2 protein-coding genes are annotated in these 3,471 nt (G+C 41.0%); both read right to left on the bottom strand.

Annotated features, from left to right (window positions below; translation table 11 throughout):
- Positions 1-1,542: hypothetical protein (locus ULVI_RS10545; protein WP_068592600.1), on the bottom strand; the 1,542-nt coding region annotated here is incomplete at its 3' end.
- Between the two features lie 85 nt (positions 1,543-1,627).
- Positions 1,628-3,328, bottom strand: a complete 1,701-nt coding sequence (locus ULVI_RS10540; protein WP_068592598.1) for a hypothetical protein — start codon at positions 3,326-3,328, stop codon at positions 1,628-1,630.
- Positions 3,329-3,471: the final 143 nt, after the last annotated feature.

Here is a 3,471-nt window from a genome sequence, read left to right as displayed (position 1 = left end):
TTGTAATACTTCCATTATGTTCTGAAATCCACTTTGATCACCGATAAAACTTTGTCCGCCGCGTTGTGCAGCGAATAGGTCATTAGCCAAACCTTGTTGTCCGATTTCCATAAAGTTAGTTCCTTCATATTGCTTACTTACTAGATCATTTTCTCGACCTGCTTGAACAGCAAGCACGCTATCATCACCATCTTGTATCATCCAGGCATTCTGAGTATTACCAATTTGAATTAATCCGGCACTATTATTATCGCCCGTTTGTACCTGTAAGGCACTGTTATTGTCATTATAAAGTTGTGTGTCATCGAAGGCATTTTGTACAACCAGCGCTGTGTTATTATCTCCAATTTGGACTTGCTTAGAATACCCTGCAAATGGAGCACCCGATTGAGAAAACTGCTGAGATTCAGCATTGTTTCCTGAACCATCCTGAGTTTGGTAAGCAACATTCTCGTTAGAACCATCTGCCGGAACTGCTCCTCCTTGAGTTGAAAGGATAGCATCTGTTGCTAAAAATAGTGGAAGATTATTCGATAATGCCTGAGCATTTGTTCGATCACCCTGATTTACTAAGGCTACGTTTGCATCACTACCTGATGTACCGTTTGTCTGAGTTTGACGTACGTAATTTCCGTCTCCATTTTGTACTACTTGACCATCGTTAGTTCCCACACCGGACTGAACTACGTGAGACATGTTTAGATCTCCTAGTTGATCAACAACAGATGAATTGTTTCTGTTCGATTGATTTACAAACGATTTGTTACCCGTTCCATCTTGATCAATGTCAGCCGTGTTGTTTGCAAATACATTTGCACCACCACCGTCTTGTTGCACATCTGAATAGTTTGCATTTCCTGTTTGGAATACATCAGCATCCGATCCGCTTCCGTCCTGCTCAACATATGACATTTGACTAGTACCTTCTTGTTCTACACGAGCATTATGCCCATCAGAACCGTCTGGTGCAGAATTCTGGTCGATCTTGGAAGCGTGTCCGCTACCCGATTGTAACGATAATGCTTCATTATTATCATGTCCTTGGAAGATCCACGATGAGTGGGTATCACCACTTTGAACAACACCTGCGTAATTGTCTTCAGCATTTAAAACTCCTTGTTGAATGTAAGCGATCTGGTCGTCACCCGATTGTTGCATTCCTGCAGCATTTCGATCTCCACCTTGATACACATATCCTTCATTAGAAGTTCCGCTTTGACGCACATCTGCAGCATTTGCTTGTCCGCTCAATCCTGTGTTTCCAGTTACATCACCCGCTTGTGCAACATACACCAAGTTGCCCTCATCTGCGCCAGCACCACCGCCAGATTGATCGATAAATACAGAAGAAGAAGTTCCTTCTTGTCGTACAAGCATGTAGTTTTCGGTTCCTGATTGTGTGTTTTCAACACGGTTAGCAGCTGTGTCACCGCTTAAGTTATCTGCTTGCTCTACATCTGGAGCAGCTGCATCTTGACTTGCTTGTGCAAATACGAATGACCCTATCATGAGCGCTAGGGCACTAAGAATTACTCTTTTCATAATTTGAAAATTAGTTATAAATTGATTTATTTGGTTTTAAAAAAAAAGATCATCCGAAATTGTCGGACGATCTATATAATTTATTTTAACAATCAGCACATAATCCCGGTACTGTAATATCTGGAATCATTAAGTTTTCCATCTCTGGTATGGGCATTGGTTCCATAGGATCAGGAATTTCACAGTCTATCGTTTCAAGCAGATTTCCTGCAGGACCAACCTGTAGTATTTCCATAACATTATTTATTCCCGACTGATCACCCATAAAGCTTTGTCCGCCACGCTGGGCTGCGTACACCGCTCCGTTATCACCAGATTGCCCAATTTCCATAAAGTTAGCGCCTTCGAATTGTTTGGTTACTAAATCGTTTTCTTTACCGCTCTGTACGGCTAAAGCACTATCATCTCCATTTTGTTGCATCCATGTTTCATTTCGTAAACCAACTTGAATCGAAGAAACAGAGTTGTTATTTCCCGTTTGTTCCTGAAGCGCATGGTTTTGAGATGCTATAGCATTAAGATTATTAAAAGCGTTCTGAACAACCAAAGCTGTGTTATTATCACCTGTTTGAATTTGTTTCGATGTGTTCGCATTATTAACCTCATTGTTTATGATAAATGCATTATTAAATTGATGCGATTCGGCTCTATTCCCGGCACCTACTTGCGATTGAAAAGCTATGTTGCCGAATGAAGATGACAATGGGGAGAGAGATTCTGTATCAAGAATATCGTTGGTTTGTGAATAAAGACCGCTTAATGCCGATCCTAAAAATGCAGGTCTATTACCCTGATTAACAGTCGCATTATTGGTAGCATTTCCGGTAGTAGCGTTTGTCTGCTGGATATTTGCGTAATTTTCACTTGAAGAGGGACCATCTTGTAATACAGTTGCATTATTTTCAGAAAGACCATTTTGGATAATATCAGAAATATTATCTCCTAATAATCCAAAATTATTAATCTGTGATACCGTCGCGTTTTGATTGCTTCCGGCAGAAACAATAAACGATTTGTTTTGGCCGAAAACTCCAACTTGATCTACATCGGCAGTATTAGTCCCTAAACCGGATTGATTAATTGCTGAATAGTTTCCGTCGCCCGATTGAAATACATCTGCATCCGAATTATTTCCATCCTGCTCTACATACGACATCTGTCCTGTACCTTCCTGTTCTACACGCGCGTTGTGTCCCGGAGAACCGTCTGGTGCAGAATTCTGGTCGATCTTGGAAGCGTGTCCGCTACCCGATTGTAACGATAATGCTTCATTATTATCATGTCCTTGAAAGATCCACGATGAGTGGGTATCACCACTTTGAACAACACCTGCGTAATTGTCTTCAGCATTTAAAACTCCTTGTTGAATGTAAGCGATTTGATCGTCACCCGATTGTTGCATTCCTGCAGCATTTCGATCTCCACCTTGATACACATATCCTTCATTAGAAGTTCCGCTTTGACGCACATCTGCAGCATTTGCTTGTCCGCTCAATCCTGTGTTTCCAGTTACATCACCCGCTTGTGCTACATATACCAAGTTGCCCTCATCTGCGCCAGCACCCCCACCAGATTGATCGATAAATACAGAAGAAGAAGTTCCTTCTTGTCGTACAAGCATGTAGTTTTCGGTTCCTGCTTGTGTGTTTTCAACACGGTTAGCAGCTGCGTCACCGCTTAAGTTATCTGCTTGCTCTACATCTGGAGCAGCTGCATCTTGACTTGCTTGCGCAAATACAAATGACCCTACCATGAGTGCTAGGGCACTAAGAATTACTTTTTTCATAATTTGAAAATTAGTTATAAATTGATTTATTTGGTTTTTTTAAAAAGCATAGGTCACCCAGAACAATTGAATGACCTATTGATATTAATATGTATTATAGTAGGATTGCATCTTAACAATCTACACATAATCCAGGCGTATCA

Origin of the sequence: Cochleicola gelatinilyticus, assembly GCF_001637325.1 — a bacterium.
Classification (GTDB): Bacteria; Bacteroidota; Bacteroidia; order Flavobacteriales; family Flavobacteriaceae; genus Cochleicola; species Cochleicola gelatinilyticus.
Note: the sequence above shows the minus strand (reverse complement) of the source record. Positions and strands in the feature narration are given on the sequence as shown.